The organism is Mesorhizobium denitrificans (genome assembly GCF_003403035.1).
GTDB lineage: Bacteria > Pseudomonadota > Alphaproteobacteria > Rhizobiales > Rhizobiaceae > Mesorhizobium_G > Mesorhizobium_G denitrificans.
The window spans coordinates 111,130-137,341 of the sequence record NZ_QURN01000006.1; the positions used below are offsets into that span (position 1 = coordinate 111,130).

At 58.8% G+C, this 26,212-nt stretch carries 28 protein-coding genes; 14 read left to right on the forward strand and 14 right to left on the reverse strand.

Going from position 1 to position 26,212, the window contains the following annotated elements:
• Nucleotides 1-48: 48 nt before the first annotated feature.
• From DY251_RS09060 to DY251_RS09070, 3 genes are read right to left on the reverse strand one after another with little or no spacing between them, the layout of a single operon-like run.
• On the reverse strand, nt 49-726 hold the full coding sequence (locus DY251_RS09060) for a lysoplasmalogenase family protein (RefSeq protein ID WP_116623572.1): 678 nt from the start codon (nt 724-726) through the stop codon (nt 49-51).
• Nucleotides 723-1,613 carry an aromatic amino acid exporter YddG gene (gene yddG / locus DY251_RS09065; RefSeq protein WP_116623573.1) on the reverse strand — a complete coding sequence of 297 codons (891 nt, stop codon included), beginning with the start codon at nt 1,611-1,613 and terminating at the stop codon, nt 723-725. Before yddG ends, DY251_RS09060 begins: the two co-directional genes overlap by 4 nt.
• Nucleotides 1,614-1,638: 25 nt before the next feature.
• Complete coding sequence (locus DY251_RS09070) at nt 1,639-2,412, reverse strand: DUF3108 domain-containing protein (RefSeq protein ID WP_116623574.1); 774 nt, start codon at nt 2,410-2,412, stop codon at nt 1,639-1,641.
• Nucleotides 2,413-2,635: 223 nt separating this feature from the next.
• Between DY251_RS09070 and rpmB the strand changes: the two genes are divergently transcribed.
• Complete coding sequence (gene rpmB, locus DY251_RS09075) at nt 2,636-2,929, forward strand: 50S ribosomal protein L28 (protein ID WP_116623575.1); 294 nt, start codon at nt 2,636-2,638, stop codon at nt 2,927-2,929.
• A 124-nt stretch (nt 2,930-3,053) separates the two neighbouring features.
• Nucleotides 3,054-3,731, forward strand: a complete 678-nt coding sequence (locus tag DY251_RS09080) for a queuosine precursor transporter (protein ID WP_116623576.1) — start codon at nt 3,054-3,056, stop codon at nt 3,729-3,731.
• Here the strand turns inward: DY251_RS09080 and DY251_RS09085 are convergent.
• From DY251_RS09085 to DY251_RS09105, 5 genes are all read right to left on the reverse strand, one after another.
• Nucleotides 3,728-4,759 (reverse strand): esterase-like activity of phytase family protein, encoded by a 1,032-nt coding sequence (locus DY251_RS09085; RefSeq protein ID WP_116623577.1) that lies wholly within the window; start codon nt 4,757-4,759, stop codon nt 3,728-3,730. The genes DY251_RS09080 and DY251_RS09085 overlap by 4 nt on opposite strands.
• Nucleotides 4,756-6,654, reverse strand: coding sequence for a cobaltochelatase subunit CobT (gene cobT / locus DY251_RS09090; RefSeq protein WP_116623578.1), 1,899 nt, complete (start codon nt 6,652-6,654; stop codon nt 4,756-4,758). The genes DY251_RS09085 and cobT overlap by 4 nt, the downstream gene beginning before the upstream one ends.
• 4 nt (nt 6,655-6,658) lie before the next feature.
• Nucleotides 6,659-7,138 (reverse strand): hypothetical protein, encoded by a 480-nt coding sequence (locus DY251_RS09095; protein WP_116623579.1) that lies wholly within the window; start codon nt 7,136-7,138, stop codon nt 6,659-6,661.
• Nucleotides 7,139-7,152: 14 nt separating this feature from the next.
• Nucleotides 7,153-8,139: a cobaltochelatase subunit CobS gene (cobS, locus tag DY251_RS09100; protein WP_116623580.1), complete on the reverse strand. Its 987-nt coding sequence runs from the start codon at nt 8,137-8,139 to the stop codon at nt 7,153-7,155.
• 141 nt (nt 8,140-8,280) lie between these two features.
• Complete coding sequence (locus DY251_RS09105) at nt 8,281-8,895, reverse strand: J domain-containing protein (RefSeq protein ID WP_116623581.1); 615 nt, start codon at nt 8,893-8,895, stop codon at nt 8,281-8,283.
• Between the two features lie 132 nt (nt 8,896-9,027).
• Here DY251_RS09105 and DY251_RS09110 point away from each other — a divergent pair, with 132 nt between their 5' ends.
• Nucleotides 9,028-9,309 (forward strand): BolA family protein, encoded by a 282-nt coding sequence (locus tag DY251_RS09110; protein ID WP_116623818.1) that lies wholly within the window; start codon nt 9,028-9,030, stop codon nt 9,307-9,309.
• Nucleotides 9,310-9,313: 4 nt separating this feature from the next.
• Here the strand turns inward: DY251_RS09110 and DY251_RS09115 are convergent, their stop codons facing one another.
• The 3 genes from DY251_RS09115 to DY251_RS09125 all read right to left on the reverse strand — a co-directional run bounded on the left by DY251_RS09115 (nt 9,314) and on the right by DY251_RS09125 (nt 12,159).
• Nucleotides 9,314-10,291 (reverse strand): hypothetical protein, encoded by a 978-nt coding sequence (locus DY251_RS09115; protein WP_116623582.1) that lies wholly within the window; start codon nt 10,289-10,291, stop codon nt 9,314-9,316.
• A 752-nt stretch (nt 10,292-11,043) separates the two neighbouring features.
• Complete coding sequence (hpt, locus tag DY251_RS09120; protein ID WP_116623583.1) at nt 11,044-11,586, reverse strand: hypoxanthine phosphoribosyltransferase; 543 nt, start codon at nt 11,584-11,586, stop codon at nt 11,044-11,046.
• A gap of 9 nt (nt 11,587-11,595) precedes the next feature.
• On the reverse strand, nt 11,596-12,159 hold the full coding sequence (locus DY251_RS09125) for a hypothetical protein (protein WP_137113611.1): 564 nt from the start codon (nt 12,157-12,159) through the stop codon (nt 11,596-11,598).
• Nucleotides 12,160-12,347: 188 nt separating this feature from the next.
• Between DY251_RS09125 and ftsE the strand changes: the two genes are divergently transcribed.
• The 4 genes from ftsE (at nt 12,348) to DY251_RS09145 (ending at nt 15,631) form a co-directional block, all read left to right on the forward strand.
• On the forward strand, nt 12,348-13,007 hold the full coding sequence (ftsE, locus tag DY251_RS09130) for a cell division ATP-binding protein FtsE (RefSeq protein WP_116623585.1): 660 nt from the start codon (nt 12,348-12,350) through the stop codon (nt 13,005-13,007).
• Entirely contained in the window at nt 13,000-13,989 is a 990-nt protein-coding gene (locus tag DY251_RS09135) for a cell division protein FtsX (protein WP_116623586.1), read from the forward strand. Before ftsE ends, DY251_RS09135 begins: the two co-directional genes overlap by 8 nt.
• Before the next feature lie 223 nt (nt 13,990-14,212).
• Nucleotides 14,213-14,782 carry a YdcF family protein gene (locus DY251_RS09140; protein WP_116623819.1) on the forward strand — a complete coding sequence of 190 codons (570 nt, stop codon included), beginning with the start codon at nt 14,213-14,215 and terminating at the stop codon, nt 14,780-14,782.
• A gap of 66 nt (nt 14,783-14,848) precedes the next feature.
• Nucleotides 14,849-15,631 (forward strand): lysophospholipid acyltransferase family protein, encoded by a 783-nt coding sequence (locus DY251_RS09145; RefSeq protein WP_116623587.1) that lies wholly within the window; start codon nt 14,849-14,851, stop codon nt 15,629-15,631.
• Here DY251_RS09145 and DY251_RS09150 read toward each other — a convergent pair.
• Both DY251_RS09150 and DY251_RS09155 read right to left on the reverse strand, forming a co-directional pair.
• Nucleotides 15,628-15,993, reverse strand: a complete 366-nt coding sequence (locus DY251_RS09150; RefSeq protein WP_116623588.1) for a cell division protein ZapA — start codon at nt 15,991-15,993, stop codon at nt 15,628-15,630. The two genes, DY251_RS09145 and DY251_RS09150, sit on opposite strands and share 4 nt — an antisense overlap.
• Nucleotides 15,994-16,010: 17 nt before the next feature.
• Complete coding sequence (locus DY251_RS09155; protein WP_116623589.1) at nt 16,011-16,283, reverse strand: DUF4164 domain-containing protein; 273 nt, start codon at nt 16,281-16,283, stop codon at nt 16,011-16,013.
• 225 nt (nt 16,284-16,508) lie between these two features.
• Here DY251_RS09155 and tkt point away from each other — a divergent pair, with 225 nt between their 5' ends.
• From tkt to DY251_RS09180, 5 genes are all read left to right on the forward strand, one after another.
• Entirely contained in the window at nt 16,509-18,506 is a 1,998-nt protein-coding gene (gene tkt, locus DY251_RS09160; protein WP_116623590.1) for a transketolase, read from the forward strand.
• A 59-nt stretch (nt 18,507-18,565) separates the two neighbouring features.
• The gene (gene gap, locus DY251_RS09165; protein ID WP_116623591.1) at nt 18,566-19,573 is read left to right on the forward strand and encodes a type I glyceraldehyde-3-phosphate dehydrogenase; all 1,008 of its coding nucleotides are present in this window, start codon (nt 18,566-18,568) and stop codon (nt 19,571-19,573) included.
• Between the two features lie 6 nt (nt 19,574-19,579).
• Entirely contained in the window at nt 19,580-20,158 is a 579-nt protein-coding gene (locus DY251_RS09170) for a putative glycolipid-binding domain-containing protein (RefSeq protein WP_116623592.1), read from the forward strand.
• A gap of 106 nt (nt 20,159-20,264) precedes the next feature.
• Nucleotides 20,265-22,130, forward strand: a complete 1,866-nt coding sequence (locus tag DY251_RS09175; protein ID WP_116623593.1) for a potassium/proton antiporter — start codon at nt 20,265-20,267, stop codon at nt 22,128-22,130.
• Nucleotides 22,131-22,213: 83 nt separating this feature from the next.
• Nucleotides 22,214-23,410: a phosphoglycerate kinase gene (locus DY251_RS09180; protein WP_116623594.1), complete on the forward strand. Its 1,197-nt coding sequence runs from the start codon at nt 22,214-22,216 to the stop codon at nt 23,408-23,410.
• Here the strand turns inward: DY251_RS09180 and DY251_RS21875 are convergent.
• A complete protein-coding gene (locus DY251_RS21875; protein WP_281004453.1) occupies nt 23,407-23,532 on the reverse strand; it encodes a hypothetical protein in 126 nt (41 codons plus the stop codon). The genes DY251_RS09180 and DY251_RS21875 overlap by 4 nt on opposite strands.
• A gap of 157 nt (nt 23,533-23,689) precedes the next feature.
• Between DY251_RS21875 and DY251_RS09190 the strand changes: the two genes are divergently transcribed.
• Nucleotides 23,690-25,594 (forward strand): propionyl-CoA synthetase, encoded by a 1,905-nt coding sequence (locus DY251_RS09190; protein WP_116623596.1) that lies wholly within the window; start codon nt 23,690-23,692, stop codon nt 25,592-25,594.
• A 79-nt stretch (nt 25,595-25,673) separates the two neighbouring features.
• A complete protein-coding gene (locus DY251_RS09195) occupies nt 25,674-26,135 on the forward strand; it encodes a MarR family winged helix-turn-helix transcriptional regulator (RefSeq protein WP_116623820.1) in 462 nt (153 codons plus the stop codon).
• Nucleotides 26,136-26,212: the final 77 nt, after the last annotated feature.

The window sequence follows — 26,212 nt, forward strand, 5'->3', positions numbered from 1 at the left end:
CGAACGCCCGGAGCCATAGCGAAGGGCCGGGCGGTGCCCGCATACGCCTCATCCCGCGAAAATGACGCCGAGCGTCAGGATGAGCTGGGCGACGTAATAAAGCACCCACACGGCAATGCCAGCAGCCCAGCGACCCTGGCCGATGCTGCTCATGACGAATCGCTCGAAACCCAGAATCGTATCTGACGCCATGAAGAGCATCGCGCCGATGATGACCCAAGGCTGGCCGGTGGTGAGTGAAGCAAGACCCATAACAAGGATCGCGATGCCGTAGGCCAACACGGGAAGGCGCAGCGCTGCCGGCACTTTGCGCAACAGGATGTTTAGCGTTGCGACGGTGGTCACGGCCATGACGAAGGCTATTGTCGTGAGCAATGCGCTGGAGGCTATCGGCGCGAGCCAGCCAAGACCGTGACTCAGGAACAGCGCGATATAGGCGATGTGGGCGGCGAGGAAACTGGCCAAACCGCCGAGGAACGCAGCGTCGCCATCACGGGAAAGTGCTGCATCTCCAATTGCGCTGAGCGCGAGCGCAAGGACCAGTAGCCACGGCGCGCCCTGCATAAAAGCAAGCACGGCAAGCAATGCGATTGCCAGTGTTTTGACGGCGGTGCGGCGCAGCGATGGCGCGTGGGCGGTGGCAAACAAATAAAGGATCGCCGCGCCGACAGACAGGATCAGCGCGCCGTTTGCGGTGTTTTCGATGCCGCCGGGGAAAGGCATCATGGCTGCGGCTCCGTGATGGCTTTTTTATCTTCGCCGAAAAGCAGGGACTTCGCGGCGAGAACCGCACCGCTCGTGATGAGCAGGCACGCAACGAGAATGCGCGGCGTTGGCTCGGCAAAGCCGGCCACAATGAGCACCAATGTTGAAAGCAGCGGCGAGGCATAGCTGGCTGCGCCGAGCACCTGAATGTTGCCGCGCTTCACGCCGTGATCCCATGCGTAAAATGCAGCGCCGACCGGCATGAGCCCAAGCCCAAGTACGGCAAGCCATTGCGTTGGGTTGGCGGGCAGAACGGTTTGCTCGAGCGCAAAATGGCAGATGAGCGATAGAATCGCTGTGGCGGCGCAGAACCATGTCACGATGCTGGTGGGCACGGATGGAAAGCGGCGCGACAGTAGCGAATAGCCCGACCAAAGGAATGCGCAGACGAATGCCATTGCATAGCCGAAGGAATATTGCGGGTCGAAAGACAAACCGCCGCCCTTGGTGATGATGAGGATCGTGCCGCAGAGGCCAAGCAATGCGCCAGCGACGTGATACCAGCGCAGGCGTTCGCCCGGCATGAGCGCAGACCCAACCACGATGAACAGGGGCCAGAGATAGGCGATCAGACTGGCCTCGACGGCTGGCGCGTTGCGTAGCGCTGTGAAGTAGAAAAAGTGATAACCGAACAGGCCGCCAATGCCGATGAGCCAGACGACAGGCGGGATCGAGACTTTCTCCGTTGGTGGCGAAAAGAAGCGTGCGACCACGCCCACGAGTGTGCCGATCGTGAAGGTCATTGCGGAGAGCAGAAATGGCGGGACATCGCCGGAGGCATCGGTGAGCAACGCCAGCAACGCCCACATGGCAACTGCCGTGAAGCCGATCAATGTGGCTCTACCCATTTCCCGCTCCCATGGCGCGGGGTGGTTAGCCCTTCGTGCGACGCGCCGTAACTGTTACCGTGCCGATCTTGGTGCCCACGGTTGCATAAACCGGAGCGTATATGCCGGTCTTGCCAAGCGGCGCAAACGCGATGGTGATTTTAGACTGATTTTTCAGGTAGGCCAACGAACTCGAATCAGGCCGATAGCCGGAAACGGGCACGAATTTTGCCGAGCAGGTGACGGCCTCGTCGCCATATCCTGGAACATCGCCCGTGGAAATATGGCCCAGCACGACATTGGCGCGCATTTCACCATCATAGACCTTGATCGTGCGGGTGCAGATTTCCGCAGGCGATTTCACGCGCAGAAGCGTGGCCGATATCGGGTCGGAGACGGCGCTTAAATCGCCTGCGCGCAGCGGTATCCAACGGCGGCGTTTCTTCGTGGGCGGCGTGTTGACGGTTTTGACGACATTGCCGTCGGCAAAGGTGATCGATGTGCGCTGCGATTTCCTGCCGGATTTGTAACTGGTGTTGAATGCAGCCGGAATCACACCCTGCGGACCGATGCGGCCCGCGAACGAGCTTGAGCCGGTGGTGCTGTCGAAGATTTTCGCAATGCCCGCACTGCTGACTGAACCGTTGATGCGCACCTGATCGCCATTGAACGTGCTGGTGAAGGTGGAGCGCGCGATGGGCAGGCCGAGATAGCTCACCGTATATTCGCCTGTATAAATTTCAGCCGCATTTGCAGCGCCCGCCGAAAACAGCAGGCACGCGGCCAGATAATATGCTGTTTGCCTCGAATGATTGGCCATAGTGCCCATATTGCCCGTGCGTTACCCAGTTAAGAACGCGTGCTGCCCAAGTCCAGAGGTTATAAATCCGGCCAGAATAAGGTTCTGCACTGCTGTCGCGCTTGACGCATCGACAAAATGACACTAATGAGCGGCCAACTTTCCATGAGGCCGCTTGCTTGACCGCGCGCCCGGCGGCGCCGCGAGGCTTGTTGGCTCAAGAAGATAACTGAAGGTACGAAAAATGTCCCGCTCTTGCGAACTGACCGGCAAAGGCGTCCAGTCCGGCAATAATGTGAGCCACGCGAACAACAAGACGCGTCGCCGCTTCCTGCCGAACCTCGTTAATGTGACGCTGATCTCTGAAACCCTTAACCAGAACGTGCGCCTGCGCGTTTCGGCCAACGCTCTGCGTTCGGTCGAGCATCGCGGTGGCCTCGATGCGTTTCTGGTCAAGGCTGATGCTGCCGAGCTTTCGCAGAAGGCTCGTCTGCTGAAGAAGCAGATCGCCAAGAAGCAGGCTGAACAGCCCGCTTAAGCCTTTCAGGCGGGGGACAACCGCCTTTGGAGCCTTGATCGTTCGCGGTCGGGCTCCTTTTCATTGATGGCGAAGCAATGTAGCTTTCGCCGCACCAACTGGTTCCATCACCCAGGATAAAAAAATGAAGCGATCAGCGCTCTATTTTCCTTTTGTACTCGCTATGGCCGTGGTGGTCGTGGCGTCGAATATTCTCGTGCAGTTTCCTGTTCAGGGACAGGTCGGAGGCTTGCAGCTTGCCGATATTCTGACATGGGGTGCGTTCACCTATCCTTTTGCGTTTCTGGTCACGGACCTTGCCAACCGGCGCTACGGACCGGCCGTGGCGCGGCGAATCGTGTTCATCGGCTTCATGCTTGCGGTGACATGCTCGATCATCATTCCGCCGCTGCTGTTCAAGCTGGGCCTGATTGAGTTTGGGACAGCGGCGGGGCGGCTGGTGCGGATTGCAGCAGCGTCGGGCGCGGCGTTTTTGACGGCGCAGCTTCTGGACGTGACCGTGTTCAACTGGCTGCGCAAGAAAAGCTGGTGGCGCGCGCCGATCTTTGGAACGCTTGCGGGCTCGGTGTTCGATACAGCGATTTTCTTCTCGGTTGCCTTTGCTGCGGCATTCGCTTTTGTCGGGCCGAATGATGATTTCGCGCTTGAGACTGCGCCGCTGCTTGGCGTGTTTGGGGCGGAAGCGGCGCGCTGGGTTTCCTGGGCGGTCGGCGATTTCAGCGTGAAGCTGCTGATCGCGGTGTTCGCACTGATTCCGTACCGGCTGATTGCTGCACGCTGGAGCCCGCCGGTTGCGGTTTAATCGAGCAGGCGGAATTCGAGATAGAGATTGCGCTGGAGCATCGACTGATTGTCGTCTGACATCATCGAAATGATGGTGGCGCCGTCTGCGCGCTGCCACACGTCCAGCGCTTCCATATTGTCGATCTGGTAGCCCATATTGGTCTGGATCAGCAGGGGACCGTCGAGAGCTTGTGCGCCGCCAGCGATGAGATCGCCGGGAATGCGGCGCATCCTCATGCCCACGCCGCTGGCAATGGAGAATGAGCGCTCCAGCAGGAGCAGATCGCCATTGGGCAGCAATGCGCCGTCTGTAATGTCGAATGGTTCGTGTCGCTTGACGGTGAATATGCCTTTGCGCGGGCCGCTCAAAACAGCGCCAAAAATATCGCCGTTCTTGTCGAGGCTCTTTTCCGTGATCGTGACGATGGCGCCTTGCAGGGGGCTATCGTCTGCCGAGTAAACGACCGTTTCGAAGCTGCGGTTCAGACGAAGCTCGTGACGGGGGATCAGGAAGTCGAGCGTTTTGAAGGCATCGCGCATGTGGCCGGGCTCGATGTGGTACTGCGCAATGCGGTGCTCTCGCTCCAGACCAACAGTGGCAACGCCATCGCGAACGGCCAGGCCTTCGGCATCGGACAGCCATTTCTTGACGACCGGATTGCCGTTGGCATCGACGAATTGCTGTAGCGTGTAGTTGGTGAAGCCGTTCGGGCGCATTTCCGCATCGTGCGTGACGGTGCCGAATGCCCAGAAGCCGGTGTCAGCTACCGCGATGAAATCCGAACCGGGCTTCAGAAAGCGAAACGCGGAGATGGCGCCGAAATCGTAAGAACTGCCGGTGAGTTCCAGCCCACCGACAAATTCGAGCGAGCCAAAGCGCGTCTGCTCGCTACCGACTTCAAAATATTGGATCGGGCGGGCCTTAACTTCAACTTGCTCAACCGCATCACGACCCAATGATGGGTACGGCAGCGCAAGTGCCAGAAGGATAGTTAAAAGAGCGAGAAGCCCGCGCAGGGGCGGCAAACGGCTGAGCCGGATTGTCATCCAGCCCGCCGCAGTCCGAGACGATTGCGGTCGCGGGGTGTTTCTTCGGCGAACAGGGCCGCAAGTTGCTCGGTCATTGCGCCTGCGAGTTCTTCCGCGTCCACGATGGTGACGGCACGGCGATAGTAGCGGGTGACGTCATGCCCGATGCCGATGGCCAGCAGTTCGACCGGCGAGCGATTTTCGATGAGCTCGATGACGGCGCGCAGATGACGCTCCAGATAATTGCCGGGGTTCACGGAGAGCGTGGAATCATCCACCGGCGCACCGTCCGAAATCATCATGAGGATCTTGCGCTGTTCGGGGCGACCGATCAGGCGGTTGTGCGCCCAAAGCAACGCCTCGCCGTCGATGTTTTCTTTCAGCAGCCCCTCGCGCATCATCAGACCGAGGTTGCGACGCGAACGGCGGTAGGGCGCGTCGGCGCTCTTGTAGATGATGTGGCGCAGATCGTTGAGACGTCCGGGGGCAGGTTGCTTGCCGTCCTTCAACCACTTCTCGCGCGATTGGCCGCCTTTCCACGCGCGCGTGGTGAAGCCGAGAATTTCCACGGAAACGCCACAGCGTTCCAGTGTGCGGGCGAGAATGTCGGCGCAAGTCGCGGCGACGGTAATCGGACGTCCGCGCATGGAACCGGAATTGTCCAGCACCAGCGAGACAACGGTGTCGCGGAATTTTGTGTCGCGCTCCTGCTTGAAGGAGAGCGGCTGCATGGGATCGAGGATCACACGCGAGAGACGCGCGGGATCCAGATAACCTTCTTCAAGGTCGAAATCCCAAGAGCGGTTTTGCTGCGCCATAAGGCGGCGCTGGAGGCGATTGGCCAGACGGCCCACGACGCCGGAGAGATTGGCGAGCTGCTTGTCGAGGAAAGCGCGCAAGCGGTCCAGCTCGTCTTCGTCGCAAAGCTCTTCCGCGCCGACCGTTTCATCAAAGGCGTTAGTGTAGACTTTGTAGTCTACTTCCTTGTTGAGATTGCTGAACGGATTGTCCGGCCGCTTGGCCTCGCCGGGCGTTTCGGCATCATTATCGTCATCGTCCGAAACGTCGTCGGCATCTGCCTCGGCGGCTTCCGTTTCGCCTGCGGCCTCATCATCTTCGGAAGCGTCGGACTGCTCAGCCTCGGTGTCCTGAGCGCCGGAATCATCCTCGCCGCCTTCTTCGGACTGTTCCTCGCCCTGTGGCTGGTTATCGTCCTGATCTTCGTTGTCTTCGGTTTCCTCATCATCGCCAAGCTCTTCGGCCATTTCCATGGAAACGAGCATTTCGCGGATGACGCGCGCGAAAGCCTGTTGGTCGTTCAGCTTGCCTTCGAGACCGTCGATGTTGGCACCTGCTTTTTCCTCGATCCAGTCGCGCCAGAGATCGACAACCTGCCGACCGCTGTTGGGAATGGGTCGGCCCGTCAGGCGTTCGCGCACGACCATAGCGATGGCGTCTTCAAGCGGCGCATCGGCACGGTCGCGCACATCTGCAAGCTGCGCCCTGGAATAGCGATCTTCCAGCATGTGGGAGATGTTGTCGCCAACGCCCTGCATGGCGCGCGAGCCGATGGCTTCGACACGCGCTTGCTCTACGGCGTCGAAGATGGCGCGTGCCTGCTTGCCTTCGGGGGCCAAGCGGGCGTGAAGGCGAAAATCATGACGTGCGCGCTTGAGTGCCATCGAGTCGCCGATGCCGCGGGTGACGCCAATGTCGGTTGCGGTTGGCTTTTTCGGAAGTTCCGGCAGGCGCGCGAGATTGCCAGCCAGCGCGGGCCGGTCTTTCGCGAAAGAAACTTCGAGTTCATTGTCGCCCGAAATCGCGCGCACGCAAACGCCGATTGAACGTTTCAACGCGTCCAGATCATTGCCTGTTTTCGGCTTTGCTCGTGTGTTGTCGCCTGGTCCAGCCATTTGCTTAGCCGCCCTTCGCCGGTGGGGGCAGGTCGCCGATGGCGAAATCTTTCACCGGCTTGCCGGCAGCATCAACATCCATTGTCTTGGCCGGAACGAGGTGCAAGCCGGTTATTCCCTGATTCTCGCCAGCATAGGTGACACTATAAAAGCCGTCGAAGAAAAAGCGCCCACCATCCTTGCGATAGCCAGAGGGGAATGAAAGCTCCACGTCGCCCTTGCGCATGGAAATGATGAGCAGGCCGCCAATTTCCTGCGCCATCAAGCCATCATGTTCGCCGTCGGCAACAGAAATTTTCAGGCCCATGAAGCTGTTTAGCGACTTGGAGGCCCGTTCAGCAAAGCCGCCGAAGTTCTGGGCGGTTACTTCGCCGCCAACGCGCGAAATATAGGCTTCTTCTGCGCGCAGCCCGGAAACCGGCGCGGCAAGAACCACGGCCGCAAGCGGCAGGACCTTCAGCAGCGCTCGCCGGTCAACATGCATTGGCTTGTTCCGAATTAGCCCAACACCACGTTTGCAGCGCTTTCCGGCAATTCTTCGCCAAACGCGCGCTGATAGAACTCGGCCACGACAGAGCGCTCAAGTTCATCGCACTTGTTGAGGAAGGTGAGGCGGAATGCCAGACCGACATCACCGAAAATCTCGGCGTTTTCAGCCCAGGTGATGACGGTGCGCGGGCTCATGACCGTGGACAGATCGCCATTCATGAAGGCAGAGCGGGTCATATCCGCCACGCGAACCATCTTGTTGACGATCTGCTTGCCCTTTTCGTTGCGGTAGTGCTTCGCCTTGGCAAGAACGATGTTCACTTCATTGTCATGCGGCAGATAGTTCAGCGTGGTGACGATGGACCAGCGGTCCATCTGCGCCTGATTGATCTGCTGCGTGCCATGATAAAGGCCGGTCGTATCGCCAAGGCCGACCGTGTTGGCGGTCGCGAAAATGCGGAATGCCGGGTGTGGGCGGATAACGCGGCTCTGATCCAGCAAGGTCAGGCGGCCAGAGGCTTCCAGCACGCGCTGAATGACGAACATCACATCCGGGCGACCGGCATCATATTCGTCGAAGCACAGCGCGATGTTGTGCTGATAGGCCCAAGGCAGAATGCCGTCGCGGAATTCTGTGACCTGCTTGCCGTCCTTCAACACGATGGCATCCTTGCCGACGAGATCGATACGGCTGACATGGCTGTCGAGGTTAACGCGGACGCAGGGCCAGTTGAGGCGGGCTGCAACCTGCTCGATGTGCGTGGATTTGCCGGTGCCGTGATAGCCCGACACCATGACGCGGCGATTGAAGGCGAAGCCTGCAAGAATTGCCAGCGTGGTTTGCTTGTCGAACAGATAGTCCGGATCAATATCCGGCACATGCTCGGTCGATTTTGAATAGGCCGGCACGACCATATTGGAATCGAAGCCGAACTTCTCTTTGACGGAGACCGTTGTGTCCGGCAGGTTGGCGATGTCGCGGTCGACCTTATTCATAGCATCCTCTGCGTCCGCACATGCAGACAGTCGTTCAAAAAACCCAATTCGCGCGGTTCTTAAAGCCTTTTGCACGGCGAGAATAGCCGGAAAAAGGCAGTCTGCCGATTGGACGTTAGGCCCGTGCCCGACGCTTGCCAGCTAGCAGAGGCCAGCCTGTTTCAGCATTCGGTAGGCCTGAAGAACCTCGCGGAAGCGTTCCTCCGAGCCGCGGTCGCCGCCATTGGCGTCCGGGTGGTGGCGCTTCACCAGTTCCTTATAGCGCGCCTTGATTGCTTCGCTAGTTGCATTTGCGTCAAGACCAAGCGTTTCCAGCGCCTTGGCCTCAAGGGGGCGCGCGCGTCGTGGACGGGCCGCCTGCTGTTCATTTGTTCCGAACAGGTTGAACGGGTCACGCATACGGTTGTGATAGCCAGCACGACCGGAGCGCTGCTGCGCGAAATCGGGCGAAGATTTCGCGCCGCTGCTCGTGCCCATCTTCCATGTGGGGCGATGGCCGGTGAGCGCTTCTTTTTGAAAGCGGGCGATGTCGCTGTCTGCCAGACCGGAGAAATAATTGAAGCCGCGATTATATTCGCGCACATGATCGAAGCAGAAGCGGAAATACTCGCCCTCGCGCAAGCGGCCAACCGGCGCGCGATGCGTGCCGGGCTCGCTGCAGCCATCCCACTGGCATACAGGCGCGTTTGGTCGCGCCTCGGCCTTGGTGTCGGGGCGGACACGAATGCGCTCGAAATATTTCGAATAAGCGGTCATCGAGTCAGAGTTTGAATTGCTTCGCGATGCGAAACAAGAATTGACATTTGCAGATTGCGGGGCTTAGGCGCGATTTGCGGCGACGTTCGGGCAGATCGGACCGTTACGCTTATATGGTGCAAGGAGATGGCGATGTCCATTCAAGAACGTATCGAAGCCAAGCTGGAAAAAGCTTTTTCGCCGGAAAGAATGGCGGTTATCAACGAGAGCCATTTGCACGCGGGCCATCAAGCCGATTTCGATGGCAAGGGCGAAACGCATTTTCGCGTGCGAATTGTCACCGCGAAGTTTGCTGGAATGGGACGAGTGGATCGCCATCGCGCCGTGAAGGAACTGCTGACCGAGGAGTTCAAAGACGGCGTGCATGCGCTGGCAATAGAGCCGGCAGCGCCGGGCGAAGCCGTGCGGTGGTGAACGGCTACCAGCTATTGGTCAATTGCTTGATGTTTTCCTTGTCCACATTGGGCATTCCGGCGATCCGGTCAAACACGTCATTGCCAGCGTAAGTCGTCTGGCTTGAGTAATAATCGGCGGTGCCGAACGAACCGGCGACGACCGTTACCAGATAGTGGAGCGTGACCGGGCTGGCGTCTGTCAAAGGTGCTGCGGGATCGTTTGCGGTAAAACGCTGACGGTCCAGTTGTATGGTCGCGGAGATTCGCGGCAATCGGTAAGTGCAGATCTGCCCTTCTGGCCCCGCCCAGCAAATCGGCGACCTGTTGAACGTGGTGCCGAAAAAGTCGAGCGCTGGTTTCGGAATCAGGTTCTTCTCAACCGCTTCGCGGATTTCGCCATAGGTTGCGCGAACGTTGACCTGCCGCATGTCGAAATAGGGCAGCTTGGACAGCAGATTCTGGTCCGTCGGGAAAATTGCCTGCCCGCGGTTTCGGTAGCCTGAAAATTCGTTGTTCAGGCGCTCGTACAGCACTTGCGCTTCGTTGCCGTATGCATTGCTGTTGACCAGAACAGCATAGGTGATGTCGGCGGTACGGTCGCCAACGCAGCGGATCTGCGCCTGAAAATCTGCACGGTGAATTTCCAGAGCATACATGTTGGGACCGCCCGAATCGACGGGAGCGTAGCCATTGCTGCTGGTCCATCGCCGCATCATTTCCCGGCACTGATATTGATCGGTGTTCGGCAAAGGGATGTAAGCGGTTCCGACGCCGACAGCGGTTTCCAGCTTCTTTGCCAGTTCGGCGCGCTGGGCCTCGAACTCATCGATGCCGGACCATTCGCGAACCTTGGCATAAAAGCTGGTTTTCACCACATCGGCGATGTCAGTGCTGATCGCGCCGCCGAGTGCGGTGGCTAAGGCGGTGGCTACGACAACGATTGTGGGGTGTCGCCGGATGGCCGCCCACAATAAGCCAAGCTTGGCCCAGAGATACTGCACGCACCGCCCCCAAAGCGCTCTCGCCGTTCATAATAACGCTAGCGCGCAAATGCGACAATAGGCGCTTTTTGTGGAGGGTGGTGCGAACCCCTTTCATTTTAGCAATTTACGGAATATGACTTCGGCAGAACCGGTCGTCTGGCCGGTTCCGGGGCCTTAGAAACCCCATGACAGGCGGTCGATGTCGATCGAAAACGGCATCTCCTCGCGTCTTATGGCCGGGGGGACCCCGGCGTATGTCCAGAGCTTCGGCTTAAAGGCCGGGGTGGTCGTCCTGTCACGGCTTTCTAACCCCCCCGGTCACCAGAGGGGCGCATGGGGCAAGTATGGCTCCTCGGTGACCACCCATGCGCGAGGGGAGGTCTATGGAAAGCTATAATTTCTGGCAGGATTTTTTCGATACATATCAGTCGCTCAATGACTGGATAAAGGCACTCTGGCTGATCGTGCCACCGGGGTTTGTGCTCGGACTGTGCTGGATCATTACGCAATCGCTTATTATCCGAACCGCTATTCCGTTGCATTATCCCATGCCATCGCCGTCATCCTCGGGCTTGTCCCGAGGATCTATGTGCTTGAAGGGGGCGACTGCAGCAGACCCTCGGGACAAGCCCGAGGGTGACGAAAGAGCGTGGCTAAAAAGCCCGGCGCGCGGGTCAGGCGTCGCCCTTTTGAAGGAGTCGACCGCAGCAGACCCTCGGGACAAGCCCGAGGGTGACGAAAGAGCGTGGCTAAAAAGCCCGGCGAGCGGGTCAGGCGTCGCCCTTGACCACACCCACGAACGGAAGCTCGCGGAAGGCGTGGGCAACGTCCATGCCGTAACCAACGACGAAATAGTCAGGGCATTCGAAGCCGACATAATCCGCCTCAAGGTCGGTCTGGCGGCGCATCCGCTTGTCCAGAAGCACGGCGATGGAGCAGCTTTTCGCGCCGCGCGAGAGCATCAGCTCGCGCGTGTATTTGAGCGTTTTCCCGGATTCCAGAATGTCATCTACGAGAAGGACGTCGCGGCCAGCGACATTGTTGTCGATGTCGCGCAGGACTCGGACCTCGCCGCTGGTGGTGCCAGCGCCGTAGCTGGAAATGAAGATGAACTCGACTTCCGGCTCAAGACCGGCGTCGTGCATGGCGCGGATGAGGTCGCCCGCGAAAATGAACGAGCCTTTCAGGACCGATATGACCAGCAGGTCCTCATATTCGCGGGAGGCGATTTCCTTGGCCAGTTCAAGGTTGCGCCGCGCGATGGCGGAAGCGCTGTAGAGGACTTCGATTTCTTTTCCCCGGACGACCGGCATTGACTGATCCTATTGAGCGAAGCTGACGGAAACCGTCTTTACTCCGTCCTTAGGCAGATGCAGGCGTCCCGAAAAGGGAAAAGTTCCTTGCCCGTCGATTGAAGCGTCACCTGTCCCCAGCTTGTAGTGCGTGCTGGTGCCATTTGGAGACGCGACTTCTATTTGCAGTGAGGGCATGGGCTCGCTCGCCGTGCCGTCATTTACCACTTCGCCATCGATCAGCAGGGTAGGGTTGGTGCCGGTGGAGTTGATTTTCGAGTCCCATCCCGAGATGCGCAATTGCGCCGGTATGGCAGCATGGGTGGGCGCAATCGTTGTGTTCAGCAGAGCGTGGCCGCCCGAGACCCAAAACGCGACAGCCGCAAGCGCCAGTCCGCCAGCCCAGAATAGTGGACCGGCGCGGTTCGGATCGCGCGCCTCGACAAATTTGCGGTTGCGCAGCATTTCCATGCCGCTGCTGGCGGCGAAAGGATCATTGCGCGACGCGGGCTCTTCGCGTGTGTCGGGCGCGACAACTACATAGTCCGCGTCGATGAAATCATGCGCCTTGCCAAAGGTTGCCTGTATCGCCACGCCAGCCACTCCGCGTTGATCGGTTACGCAACCGTAAACAACAATGGTTAATCCTTTCTCAAAACCGCGCGTAGAATGCGGAATTTTAACCGCTGGTTAACCGTAAAGGGTCGATTGTCGGAGAAGGGGTGGAGCCGGGCGGGCACTGCTTCGACAGGTTTCATTTCAACGGTTGCAGGTATCCCAAGGTGATCCGCTTCGAAAATGTCGGGTTGAGATACGGGATGGGCCCCGAAATCCTGCGCGACGTGTCGTTTTCCATTCCGCAGCGCTCATTTCAGTTTTTGAGCGGGCCATCCGGCGCGGGCAAGACTTCGCTGCTGCGGCTGCTGTTTCTTTCGCTGAAGCCGACGCGCGGGCTGATCAATGTGTTCGGCCGCGACCGCACCAGCATTTCGCGGGCCGATTTGCCGCTGTTTCGCAGGCGCATCGGGATCGTGTTTCAGGACTTTCGCCTGCTCGACCACATGACAACATATGAGAATGTCGGCCTGCCGTTGCGCGTGCGCGGGCGCTCGGAGGCGAGCTATCGCGGCGACGTGATCGAGCTGCTCAAATGGGTGGGGCTGGGCGACCGTATGCACGCCATGCCGCCCGTGCTTTCGGGCGGTGAAAAGCAACGCGTGGCGATTGCGCGCGCGCTGATCGAACAGCCGGAGATTTTGCTGGCGGACGAGCCGACAGGCAATGTGGACCCGCCGCTGGCGCGTCGCCTGCTGCGCTTGTTCATCGAATTGAATCGGCTGGGAACGGCCGTGGTTATCGCAACGCACGACCTCGCTTTGATGGAGCAGGTGGATGCGCGCCGCATGATCCTTTCAGACGGGCGGCTCGACATTCATGACTAATATGGCCGTTGCCGACGATATGGAAGAAATGCGGGCCGAGCCTTTGCCCAAGGCAGGTTCGCGCCGCAAGCCGACGCCAATCGTGCCGCAACGAAACGTGGCCGGAACGGCGCTTGCGATCGTCATCGGCATCATGACGTTTCTCTCCTGCCTGACGCTGGGCGCGGTGAGCCTCGTGCGCGATTCCGCATCGCGGTGGGAGGTGCAGATTGCGTCGGAAGCGACGATCCAGATCAAGCCGGTGGACGACCTCGACATGGAGGCGGCGTTGCAGAAGGCGGCGACCATTGCCAAGGGTTACGCGGGCGTGACCGAAACGCGGATCATCGACCGCGATGCGACCGCACGCCTGCTGGAGCCGTGGCTGGGAGACGGACTCGACCTCGATCAACTGCCCGTGCCGCGGCTGGTGATCGTGAAAATCGACAAGCAGTCGCCACCGGACTTTACCGGGCTGCGCATCGCGCTGAGTGACGCGATTCCGACGGCCTCGCTGGACGACCATCGCACATGGGTCGACCGGCTGGTTGCGATGGCGCACACCACTGTTGCGATAGGCTTTGCGGTGCTCGCGCTGATGCTGGTCGCAACCGTGCTTTCCGTGGTGTTTGCGACGCGCGGGGCAATGTCGGGAAACAATGGAATTATCGAAGTGCTGCATTTTGTGGGGGCCGAGGGCCGCTACATCGCACAGCAATTTCGGCAGCATTTTCTGCTGAACGGTTTTCGTGGCGCGGCTGCGGGCGGTCTGGCGGCGGCGCTCGCCTTTGTTGGCTTCTCGTTCTGGTCGCTGCGCAATATGGCGACGCCGGAGGGGGATCAGGCAAGCGCGCTGTTCGGCACATTTGCCATCGGGATCAATGGCTATCTCGGTGTGCTGCTTATCGTGCTGCTCGTATCTTTTCTGACCGCCGCTACCTCGCATGTCACCGTGCTGGCGTATTTGTCAGATCTCGATGGAAAGCAGCGCGGCGAGAGCTAGGAATGATAGGTCGGGTCAACATGCCCCTCATCCGCCTTATTTCAGTTGCGCCTCATATGTTAAAGTGCCACTCTCAGACTTGAACTGGACGACTCAGTTGGCTAGCGACGTCGAAATGGACAATATGCGCTTTGCGCCGCCCGACGACAGGACGCGCCGCGGGGCTCTTCCGTCAGAAGGCGGCAGCACCCGACGTTCCCGACATCGTGGTTTGCGTGTGCTGATGCTGCTGGCAATCGTTGCAGCCGGCGTTCTGGCAGGCGGCTTTGCTGTGTTCGCGCACTACGTCAGCGGACTGACCACGCCAAACCAGATGGCGAAAGCCGATGCGATTATCGTGCTGACGGGCGGTCAGTCGCGCCTTGAGGCGGGTCTGGACTTGCTGAAAGAGGGCAAGGCCGAACGGCTGCTTATCAGCGGCGTGCATCCAGCGACCGGGCGCAACGCGATTTTGGCGGCGACGGGTAGCGACCGTGGCCTGTTTACCTGTTGCGTCGATATTGACCGCGAGGCGCTCGATACGGTCGGAAACGCACAAGAGGGCGCGAAATGGCTGCGCGAACACGGCTATGCGAGCGCGATCCTAGTGACCAACAATTACCATATGCCGCGCAGCATGCTGGAAATGAGCAGGTTCGCAGGGCCGGTGCAGCTGGTGCCATATCCGGTGGTGAACACAAGACTGGACAACGGACGCTGGATCGGTGAACCGGGCGCGTTGCGTGTGCTGGTGACGGAATATGTAAAGTATCTCGCCGCAATTGCGCGGGGAATGCTGCCGGTCGCTGATTGATGCCATAAGCGTTGCTTTTCGTGCGCCGTGGTGTAACCACGATGCCAAGCGCGGCCGGTTTCTAAAATGCTTCATATTCGTTCTGTTCTTTTCAATTTCCTGTTCTATCTGAGCCTGATCGTTCAGATGATTTTGTGGACGCCGTTTTATTTCCTCTCGCCGCGGAAGATCGCCTGGATTGTTCCTAAATTCTGGGCAAATTCGAGCCTTTGGCTGCACGATGTGTTGACGGGCACGCACCGCGAAATAACCGGCATGGAAAATCTGCCGGAAGGTTCGTTCATTCTTGCACCAAAGCACCAGTCTTTCTGGGATGTGCTGGCCTTCTTTCCCTATCTGGACGACCCGCTCTACATATTGAAGCGCGAGTTGAGATGGATACCGATGTTCGGTTGGTACATCATGAAAATGCGCATGATACCGGTTAATCGCGGACATCGCTCCAAGGCGCTGAGGCAAGTGGTGCAGACCACGAAGGACGAACTGGCGCGCAACCCCCGACAACTGATCATATACCCCGAGGGCACGCGCCGCCCGCCGGGCGCTGAGCCGGCTTATAAATGGGGCATAGTGGAACTCTATACGCAGTTAAATCTGCCGGTGGTGCCGGTTGCGCATCAGGCTGGTCTGTTCTGGCCGCGCCGCAAGTTCCTGCGCTACCCCGGCACAATCCGCGCCGAATTTCTGCCTGCCATTCCGCCGGGGCTGGACAAGGAAGAATTCATGCGGCGCCTTGTTGAAGAAACAGAGCGGGCGGCGGACCGCATATTGCTGGAAACTTCCAAGGATGGCGTCAAGCCGCCAATGCCGCCAACAGCGCAGGAAAGATTGAAAACGCTTGGTGGCTAGGCTTTGCGGATAACCAGCTTTTCGGAGAGCGCTTCCATGCGGGTAGCAAGGCCGGCGAGAGCGCCTGTCAGCGCAGCGTCGTTCTTGTCCGCCTTGAGAAGCGCTTCGTCACGCGTTTTGCGCAGGGTGCTGATTTCGCTCTCCAGCCCCTTCACTCGCTTTTGAAGCTCGGTCAGCTCGTCCATGACCATGATGCCTGCCATGACGGTGAGCCGCTGGTCGCCGATTTCGCCGAAGGAATCCTTGAGGTGAGACACGTAGCGGTCGAAATGCTGCGCCAGGTCGATGAGATGTTCTTCCTGACCTTCGTCGCAGGCCATGCGGTAGGCCTTGCCGTCGATTGTCACTGTGACCTGCGCCATGTGCTCTCTCCAGCCGCTTAGCGGTCCAGAACCGCGCGGATCGTCTCCATCGCGGTGACCAACCTGCGCGACACTTCCTTGTTCGTCTCTTCCAGGCGCTCGGCGCGAGCTTCCGAATTATCCAATTCCTGCGCGAGCCGAGCGCGGTCAGCGTTCATGCGCTGCACCTCGGCATCTGCGTCCAGGTAATCTTGCTCGTGCTCCAATCGGGCGCTGGCAGCGTGCTCCAACGCTTCGATTGCTTTGCCGAGGCGGGCAATTACTTCTTTCAGTGTGGACTCCCCGGTCATGGTTCTCCACCCATTCCCGAATCGAAACGCGATCATAATGCGTTACACGGGAAAGATTAGGCAACAGATTAAACGGGCGTCAACAAAGCCGAGGGTTCTTTCCCCCGTTAATCGATTGAGGATCGGAAATAGGCCGCAATCTTCGCCAGGTTTTGTTGACAGCACCCCGGCAACTGCTATGAACCCCCTGCCTTTTTTAGCCCAGATTCAGAGCGGCGAGAGATCATGAGCAACTCCGAAAAATACGATCGCATGGCGAATGCCATCCGTTTTCTTTCCATCGATGCCGTTGAGAAAGCGAATTCCGGCCACCCCGGCTTGCCGATGGGATGCGCCGACATCGCTACGGTGTTGTTTACACGCTTCATGAAATTCGACCCCAAAGCGCCGCATTGGCCAGACCGCGACCGCTTCATCCTTTCTGCCGGTCACGGCTCCATGCTGCTCTATTCGGTGCTCTACCTCACCGGCTATGAGGATATGACGCTCGACCAGATCAAGAGCTTCCGGCATCTTGGCTCCAAGACAGCGGGCCATCCAGAATACGGCCATGCGACCGGCATCGAGACGACGACCGGCCCGCTGGGGCAGGGGGTTGGCAACTCGGTTGGCTTCGCGCTGGCAGAGCGCATCATGAATGCCACCTATGGCGACGATCTCGTCAATCACTACACCTATGTGTTGGCGGGCGACGGCTGCCTCATGGAAGGCCTTAGCCAGGAAGCGATTTCGCTCGCGGGGCATCTCAAGCTGAACAAGCTTATCCTCATCTGGGACAACAACAGCATTTCGATCGACGGTTCGGTGTCGCTGGCAGATTCCACCAATCAGCTTGAGCGCTTCCAGGCGTCGGGCTGGAACACGCTCGCCTGCGACGGTCACGATCAGGAAGCCATCGCTGCGGCAATCGAAGCGGCGCGCAATTCGGATCGTCCGACGCTGATCGCCGCGAAGACCACCATCGGCTTCGGTTCGCCAACCAAGGCAGGCACGAACAAGGTACATGGCTCGCCGCTTGGCAAGGAAGAAGTAGCCGCAACGCGCAAGGCGTTGGGCTGGGAGTATCCCGCGTTCGAGGTTCCGTCCGATACGCTCGATGCATGGCGTCTTGCCGGACTGAATGCAGCCAAGGCACGCGCTGAATGGGAAAAGCGGTTTGCTGCTGCTCCTGCTGATGTGCGGGCAGAGTTCGAGCGCCGCATGAGCGGCCAGCTTCCGGGTGGCTTTGATGAGGCGATTGCTGCCTACAAGGAAAAGCTCGTTGCGGACAAGCCGAAGGTCGCGACCCGCAAATCTTCGGAGATGGCGCTCGAGGTTATCAATGGCGTTGTGCCCGAGACCATTGGCGGCTCGGCTGACCTGACGGGGTCCAATAACACCAAGACCAGCCAGACCAAGGAAATTACGCCCGGCAATTATGGCAATCGCTACGTGCACTACGGCATTCGAGAGCATGAGATGGCGGCGGCCATGAATGGCATGACGCTGCATGGCGGTCTAATTCCATATGGCGGTACGTTCCTGTGCTTCTCGGACTATGCGCGTCCGTCCATCCGACTAGCTGCGCTGATGGGTATTCGTACCATCTTCGTCATGACGCATGATTCCATCGGCCTCGGTGAAGATGGCCCAACGCACCAGCCGGTCGAGCACATGGCTGCGCTCCGCGCCATTCCGAACCATCTGGTGTTCCGCCCGGCTGACGCTGTGGAAACTGCCGAATGCTGGCAGATCGCGCTGGAGTCGCAGAAGGCACCTTCGACGCTGGCGCTGACCCGCCAGAATCTGCCGACCGTGCGCACCGAGAATACGGATGAAAACCTTTGCCGTCGCGGCGCCTATGAGCTTGCGGCAGCAGATGGCGAAGCTGCTGTGACGATTTTCGCTACCGGCTCGGAAATCGAGATTGCGCTCGGCGCACGCGCGTTGCTGCAAGGGCACGGGCATCCGACCCGCGTGGTGTCAGTGCCGTGCTTCGAATTGTTCGAAGAACAGAGCGACGGATACAAGCAGGACATTCTTGGCGGCTCGACGCTGAAAATGGCAATCGAAGCCGGTATTCGACAGGGTTGGGATCGCTTCATCGGCACGGACGGCATCTTTATCGGGATGCACGGTTTCGGCGCGAGCGGCGAGATTTCCGATCTGTATAAGCATTTTGGCATCACGCCCGAAGCCGCCGCAGAGGCTGCCGAAAAGGTGCTGCACAAAAAGCCGCATTGATGACCATTCGGCCTTGCCCGATTGTGTGAGCAGGGTCCATCTCCCAAGGAGGGAATTTCATGGCTGTAAGAGTAGCTATCAACGGATTCGGGCGCATCGGGCGCAATATCGTTCGCGCGATTTATGAATCGGGTCGCAAGGATATTGACGTCGTTGCCGTCAACGATCTGGGCCCGGTCGAAACCAATGCGCATCTGATGCGCTTTGACAGCGTGCATGGCCGCTTTCCGCACGAAGTGAAGGTGCAGGGCGACACGATCAACATCGGCACAGACAAGTTCAAGGTGACAGCGATCAAGGATCCGTCGCAGCTTCCGTGGAAGGAACTCGGCGTTGACATCGCACTGGAATGCACAGGCATTTTCACCGCGCGCGACAAGGCCGCCGCGCATCTTGCTGCTGGTGCAAAGCGCGTGATCGTTTCGGCTCCGTCGGACGGTGCGGATTTCACTGTGGTTTACGGCGTCAATCATGACAAGCTCACCAAGGACCACGTCGTGATCTCGAACGCGTCTTGCACGACGAACTGCCTCGCGCCGCTCGCCAAGATCTTGCATGAGACGGTCGGCATCGAGAAGGGCATGATGACGACGATCCACTCGTATACCGGCGATCAGCCGACGCTGGATACGATGCACAAGGATCTCTATCGCGCTCGCGCCGCGGCTCTGTCGCAGATCCCGACCTCTACGGGTGCGGCGAAGGCCATCGGCCTCGTGCTGCCCGACCTGAAGGGCAAGCTGGACGGCATCTCCATCCGCGTGCCGACGCCGAATGTTTCGGTTGTCGATCTCAAGTTCATCGCCAAGCGCGACACCACGGCGGAAGAACTGAACGCGGCGATGATTGCAGCGGCGAATGGCCCGCTGAAGGGTATCTTCAACGTGACGCACGCGCCCAACGTTTCCATCGACTTCAACCATGATCCGCATTCCTCGACGGCGGCGCTCGATCAGACCAAGGTCATGGGCGGCAACCTCGTTTCGGTGCTGTCCTGGTATGACAATGAATGGGGCTTCTCGAACCGCATGGCCGATACGGCAGTGGCGTTCGCCAAGACCATCTAATCCCGGATGTATAGAGAACTGAAAAAGCTCTCTGTACGTTGGAAACCTTATAGGGGTGAGGGGCTCGAGCACCTCACCCTTTTTTCTGATTACAAAGGCATTTTTGCTGAAAGCGTCATCGTTGGTGAAAGCGACGGCATCGCATTCGCTGTTCAATATAATATCGAGTGTGACACTCAATGGCAGGTACGAGCATTCGCGATTCGGGCGACGGATGGTCGGGGTCTTTCCATGCGTTCACCGCAGTCAGGAATCTGGCATGATGTGAATGGCGTGCACTTGCCTGAGTTTGACGGCTGCATCGACATTGATCTTTCCGGCACGCCTTTCACGAACACGCTTCCTATCCGCCGTTGTGCTGCAAGTTTTCGACACGGATCGCTGGAGTTTTCCATGCTCTATGTCCCGTTCGATGACTTCGTGCCGATAAGAGATGGTCAGCGCTATACGTGCCTCGATGCGGAAAGACGCTTTCGCTATGAAGCGACTGACGGAACTTTCAGCGCAGAAATCGATGTCGATGAAGACGGATTGGTGCGGGATTATCCGCCGGTTTATCGACGTGTTTGGAAATCTCTGGGGTGAATAAAATCCTGCCTGTCACCTCAAAAGTCGTCGTCTTGCCTTGTGTCTGTCTTGCCTTCGCCTAACTTTAGCGTGAAGTGAAGTTAAAGACATTTGAGGGGGCTCAATGGATCAGACGATCTATCTCGTGACGCTTGTTGGCACAGCGCTGGTGCTTGCCGCATCCTTTTCGAGCTTGATCGCATTTCGCTTCGGCGCACCTCTGCTTCTTCTGTTTCTTGGCGTTGGACTTGCCAGTGGTGCGGACGGTCTTGGCATTCAGTTCGACAACGCGCGGCTGGCTTATTTTGTCGGCTCACTAGCGCTCGCGGTTATTCTGTTCGAATCGGGGTTCGGAACGCCGTTCGCCATTTTCAAGCAGGCGGCTGCGCCGGCGCTCACGCTCGCGACGGTTGGCGTGCTGCTGACTACGGCGATATTCGGCGCTGCTGCATATTATTTCGTGCATCTCAACATGTTGGAATCAATGCTGCTGGGTGCTGCGGTTTCGTCGACGGACGCGGCGGCGGTGTTCTTCCTGCTGCGTGCTGGAAACATAAATCTGCGCGACCGGTTGCGCTCGACACTGGAAGTCGAGTCCGGCACCAACGATCCGATTGCTATCTTTCTGACAATCACTCTCGTTTCCATTCTTGCCCTTGGAGAACTGCCCAACGCTTTCGAGCTATCGCTTGAACTGGCGGTTGGCTTTGCAGAGCATATGGGCATCGGCGCGGTGGTTGGCCTGATTGGCGGCTATGGCGTGGTGCGTCTCATCGAAAAGCTGGAGCTCGATCACGGCCTGCTTCCGATCTTTGTGCTGACGCTGGCGCTGCTCATTTTCGCGGCTGCGGGGTCGGTTGGCGGTTCTGGATTTCTTGCTGTTTATGTGGCTGGGCTGATCGTTGGCAATGCGGGCATGCGCAATGCGTCAGTCGTCAAGCGCTTTCAGCACGGGCTTTCCTGGCTGGCGCAGATCATCATGTTTCTGGTGCTGGGACTTTACGCGACGCCTTCGGAATTCGTGCCGATTTTCGGAATAGGGTTGTTCCTTGGGCTGTTGCTGATCTTCGTCGCGCGACCGATTGCGGTGTGGTTCTGCCTGCTGCCTTTCGGATTTACGCGACCGGAAACCGCTTTCATTTCATGGGTCGGGTTGCGCGGTTCGGTGTCAATCCTGCTGGCAATAACGCCAATCACCGGCGGGCTGGAACATGGCAGGCTGATATTCAATCTGGCATTCATCATCGTGCTTGCCTCGCTGGTCGTGCAGGGCTGGACAATCGGACCGCTCGCGCGCCGGCTCGGCCTGATCGTACCGCCGCGCGGCGGCCTGGTTGACAAGGTGGAGCTCGAACTGCCGGGATCGGCTCGTCATGAATTGCTGGCCTATCGTGTGGTTGCTGGCAGTCCGGTTGAGCGTGGACAGCGCATACCGCGCTGGGCACGACCTTCGCTGGTGGTGCGCGGCGGACGCTCGATGAAATATCAGGATGCCGGGCGGCTCGTCGCTGGGGACAATGTCTATATTTTCGTGTCTGACCGTTATCCGCGCCTGCTGGACAGGCTGTTTGCCGGACGCACGGATGTCGATCCGGAAGATGCGGATTTCTTTGGCGCCTTTGCTGTGGACCCCGCGCGTCCCGCGACCGATCTGGAAGCGATCTATGGCCCGCCGCTCACAGATGCGGAACGCAAATTGTCGATCGGTGCGCTGGTGTCGACGCGGCTCGGAGGCCGGGCAGAATATGCCGACCGCGTATTGCTCGACCCGATTGAACTGATCGTTCGCGACGTGGACGAGAATGGCAAGGTTGTGGGTGTTGGTGTCTCGCTGGAGCCGATGGCAACGCCTGCGCCGCGCGTGCCCATATTTCTTTCTGCAGGCGAAATGTGGGATCGGTTTGTTCTGTTCCGCGCCAGATTTCGCACTCGACCATCGGGGCAAGGGGAGGTTTCGGCAACGGCCTCTGAGGCAGAAACCAAGACCTGATATTTCAGTCACTGCGGCGCGACAACAGCTTGCATCGTTCATCCGCGCTTGTATTGTCGCCGCGAAATTTCATGGAGAGGCTTATGGCGCGTTTCAGAACGCTCGACGATATTGGTGATGTAAAAGGCAAGCGCGTGCTGGTGCGTGTTGATCTGAACGTGCCAATGGAAAACGGCAAGGTGAGCGATCTCACCCGAATCGAACGTGTGGCGCCAACCATTCTCGAACTTTCCGACAAGGGCGCGAAGGTCGTGTTGCTCGCGCATTTCGGCCGACCAAAGGACGGGCCGGACCCTGCACTTTCGCTGGAGCCAATCGCGCGCGCAGCAAGCGATGTTATCGGGCGGCCTGTTGCCTTCGTATCGGATTGCATTGGCGAAAAGGCGCAAGGCGCGATTTTCTCGCTTAATCCGGGCGATATTCTGCTGCTTGAGAATACCCGCTTTTACAAGGCGGAAGAGAAGAACGATCCTGAGTTCACGAAGAAGCTTGCTGCCGACGGCGACATTTTCGTCAACGACGCATTTTCTGCGGCACACCGCGCGCACTCCTCCACGGAAGGATTGGCGCATCTTCTTCCCGCCTATGCCGGACGCACGATGCAGGCGGAACTTGAGGCGCTTGAAAAGGGCCTCGGCAATCCCACCAAGCCTGTCGTCGCGATTGTTGGCGGCGCGAAAGTCTCCACCAAAATCGACCTGTTGATGAACCTCGTAAAGAAGGTCGATGCGCTGGTTATCGGTGGAGGTATGGCCAACACATTTCTCGCTGCGCGCGGCGTCAACGTTGGCAAATCCTTGTGCGAGCATGATCTCGCAGCGACCGCCAAGCAGATCATGATCGAGGCTGCAAGTTCGGGTTGCGCAATCATTCTGCCGTCCGATGCTGTGGCAGCGCGCGAGTTCAAGGCAGGTGCTGCAAGCGAAGTCGTTGGTGTTGATGCAGTGCCCGCAGACGCGATGATACTGGATGTGGGTCCGAAGACGGTTGCGGCAATCAGCGACTGGATCGATCGCGCCGCAACGCTGGTCTGGAACGGCCCGCTTGGCGCATTCGAAATCGAGCCGTTCGACAAGGCGACAGTGGCCACCGCCAAGCATGCTGCGAGCCGCACGAAGGCCGGCAAGCTGGTGTCAGTTGCGGGTGGCGGCGATACGGTTGCAGCGCTCAATCACGCCGGAGTGGCTGACGATTTCACGTATGTCTCGACGGCAGGCGGGGCATTCCTTGAATGGATGGAAGGCAAGGCGCTTCCGGGTGTCGATGTGCTGAAAGCCTAAGACCAATGCCCCAAGGCGGCGGTTATTGAAATCGCCGCCATTGCGACGAAGGCCAGCTTCCAAAAATCCCCGCGTTTTTTCAGGCCGGGCAGACCCAGCGGCTTGACGATCTGGATCGCCATCAGAGCAATCATGAAAATGGCGAATGCCTTGGACATGATGCGCTTTGAGCAGGATCGCGCGCCTGTGTCAAAGCCTGCTTCCATGTGACGAATGGCTGATGGACGCGCGTTGGCGCGAGGGTCTAAATACCTCTCACAGTTGTGGGAGGAACGAGCCATGTCGTCTCGGTATTTTGATGTTTATGCCGAATGGAAGCGCGACCCTGAAGGCTTTTGGGCAAACGCGGCTGCCGATCTCGATTGGTTCAAGACTTGGGATAAGGTTTTCGACCCGGACGCGGGCGTCTATGGACGCTGGTTTGTCGGCGCGGAATGCAACACCTGCTACAACGCCGTGGATCGCCATGTGGAGAGCGGGCGGGCCAAGCAAACCGCGTTGATTTATGACAGCGCAATAACCGGCTCTCAGCAGAGCTTTACCTATGCTGAGTTGAAGGCGCAGGTTGTGGCGCTGGCTTCCGTGTTGCAGAACCAGGGCGTCCGCAAAGGCGACCGGGTAATCATTTATATGCCGATGGTGCCGGAGGCGGTGTTTGCCATGCTGGCGTGCGCGCGGCTGGGTGCGGTGCATTCCGTGGTGTTCGGCGGCTTTGCCGCTCGTGAGCTTGCCACGCGCATCGACGACTCGCGACCGGATGTCATTATCTCAGCCTCATGCGGATTGGAGCCGGGGCGCGTTGTCGCCTATAAGCCGTTGCTCGACGACGCTGTTGATATGGCCAAGCATAAAGTCAGACACTGCCTGATATTGCAGCGTCCGCAGCAGACCTGCGAGCTTATTGAAGGTCGCGATCTGGATTATGCGGATCAGGTTGCGCGTGAGCGCGCCGCAGGCGCTAACGTTGATTGTGTGCCGGTGGCGGCGACCGATCCGCTCTATGTGCTTTACACATCTGGCACGACTGGCCAACCGAAGGGCGTTGTGCGCGACAATGGCGGCCACATGGTCATGCTGAAATGGACCATGCAGAATGAATTCGGCATCGCGCCGGGCGAGGTTTTCTGGGCGGCGTCTGATGTGGGCTGGGTGGTGGGCCACTCCTATATCGTTTACGCGCCGCTGCTGCATGGCTGCACCACGATCTTGTTTGAAGGCAAGCCGGTGGGAACGCCGGACGCTGGAACGTTTTGGCGTGTCATTGAGCAGCATGGCGTCGCCGCGCTGTTCACTGCGCCGACGGCCTTTCGCGCGATCCGCAAGGAAGACCCCGATGGAGAGTTCATCCCGAAATATGATCTGTCGAAGTTTCGGACGCTGTTCCTTGCTGGCGAGCGTGCCGATCCCGACACGATCAAATGGGCGGAACTGCATCTAAAGCGCCCGGTGATCGACCATTGGTGGCAGACGGAAACAGGCGCGCCCATCAGCCAGAACCCGATTGGGCTTGGCCAGCTTCCGGTGAAGTATGGCTCGCCCTGCGTGCCGATGCCGGGATATGACGTGCAGGTGCTGGACGATGCAGGCCACCCGGTTCCGAATGGAACCCTTGGCAATGTTGTGGTGAAATTGCCGCTGCCGCCCGGCTGTTTGCCGACGCTATGGAACGCGGATGAGCGCTTCTACAACGCCTATCTCGCCGAGTTCCCCGGCTATTACAAAACCGCCGACGCGGGGGTTATCGACGATGACGGTTATCTGTTCATCATGGCGCGCACAGACGACATCATCAATGTCGCGGGCCACCGCCTGTCGACGGGCGGCATGGAGGAAGTTCTCGCAGAACACCCGGATGTGGCGGAATGCGCCGTGATCGGCGTGGCGGATGTCATGAAGGGGCAACTGCCGCTGGGCTTTGTGGTGCTGAACGGCAAAGTCAGCCGGGAATTCGCGGTGATCGAAAAGGAAATCGTCAAGCTTGTGCGCGATCGCATAGGGCCTGTGGCAGCGCTGAAAACAGTGGTTTCAATCAAGCGCCTGCCAAAGACGCGTTCGGGCAAGATTTTGCGCGCTACGATGCAGAAGATTGCCGACAGCGAAGAATGGAAGATGCCCGCGACGATTGATGATCCCGTCATTCTGGACGAGATAACCGTTGCCTTGAAGGAGCGCGGCATAGGGTAGACCGTGCGAGCCGCCCGTCCCGTCAATCGCTTGAGATTTGATCGCGCGCGATATAAGACTGAATTGTTGCGTGGGGAGAATCGCCGTGTTGGGCAAGAAAGCTGCGGATGCGTTTCCCGGGCTCGACGAATTTCTGTGCTTTTCGATCTATTCGACAGGCCACGCGTTCAATCAGATCTATCGACCGCTGCTCGACAAGCTTGAACTGACCTATCCGCAATATCTGGTGATGGTTTCGCTGTGGGGCGGGGATGGCCAGACGGTGAAAGAACTGGGCGCGCAATTGTCGCTCGATTCCAGCACTTTGACGCCACTGCTCAAAAGGCTGGAAGCAAGGGGATACCTTTCGCGTCGCCGCGATACGCAGGACGAGCGGCAGGTGCGGCTGGTGCTTACGCCAGAAGGGCAGGCGCTGCAGCAGCGCGCACGAGAAATTCCGGCGTGTGTGGCTCGCGAGATCGGTCTCAAGAAGGAAGATTATCATACGCTGCAGCGTCTTCTCGGTGAGGTGCGCGAGCGGCTTACGAAGAGCGCTGAATAGATAAGTTCTACCTATGTTCACGCTCCTGACTCAGGGGTGTCAGGAGGGGTGTGCGATAGTGTTTTCCCAACAAGGAG